This window comes from Acidovorax sp. SRB_24, from assembly GCF_012931925.1.
In genome coordinates this window covers 1-780 of the sequence record NZ_MWOM01000164.1, presented here as the reverse complement: position 1 = coordinate 780, position 780 = coordinate 1, and the positions used below count along the sequence as shown (strand labels likewise).

The 780-nt window shown below is 62.6% G+C and carries 1 protein-coding gene and 1 pseudogene; both read right to left on the bottom strand.

The features are described 5' to 3' along the window. Positions 1 to 328: 328 nt before the first annotated feature. The gene (locus B2J89_RS21245; protein WP_169170821.1) at positions 329 to 526 is read right to left on the bottom strand and encodes a hypothetical protein; all 198 of its coding nucleotides are present in this window, start codon (positions 524 to 526) and stop codon (positions 329 to 331) included. Positions 527 to 566: 40 nt separating this feature from the next. Further along, a pseudogene (locus tag B2J89_RS21240) lies at positions 567 to 780 on the bottom strand (sulfate transporter subunit); the annotation flags it as partial.

The window sequence follows — 780 nt, the reverse complement described above, 5'->3', positions numbered from 1 at the left end:
ATGGAAAAAAAAGGGCCACCGCACGCATGCTGCGCTGCGGAAGCCTGTGGGCAAACAAAGGGGGTGACTGTACGGTGGATGGATGAAAGTCCAACGATTGAACAGTCAAGTAATAAGACACAAAGTTTATATGGACGGGAAAACCCTAGTGCGCTGGCCTGAACTCCGCGGGGCGTGGCGCTGCCGGCGGCCCTTGCTGCCGCGGGGAGCGCCAGCCAAGTGCACGACACCGCTCCGTGCGGCCAGGGGACCGTTCACCCTGCTCCTAGAGCTCTTGTTTCGATAGCATCATGCGCAGAATCCATAAGCGTTTGAGGCATATTTCATGCTAAAGCGGCCGCGGTCCGGCCATCGCCATGCCCGTCGGCAGCGCCAGCCGCACTTCACGGCGCAATCGCGTGCCTGCTGGCGCGCTCCAGAAATCCGGGCCGCTGGGCCACTGCAGGCGCAGGCCCCAGGCAGCGGCGGTGGTGGCCAGGACACGCCCGAACGGCGTGGACCGGGGAAAAAGGGGTGAAAAAGGCATGTCGGCTCCTGAAAGCGCGTCCGCGACCACGTACCGCGGCTTACTTGCGGGTGTAGATCTGGTCAAAGCTCGCGCCGTCGGCAAAGTGGTCCTTGTCGGCCTTGGCCCAGCCGCCGAAGGCCTGGTCGATCGTGAACAGCGTGAGCTGGGGGAACTGGCGGGCGAACTTGGCCTTGGCCTTCTCCGAAGTGGGGCGGTAGAAGTTCTTGCCCGCAATCTCCTGGCCTTCGTCGGAATACAGGTACTGCAGGTAT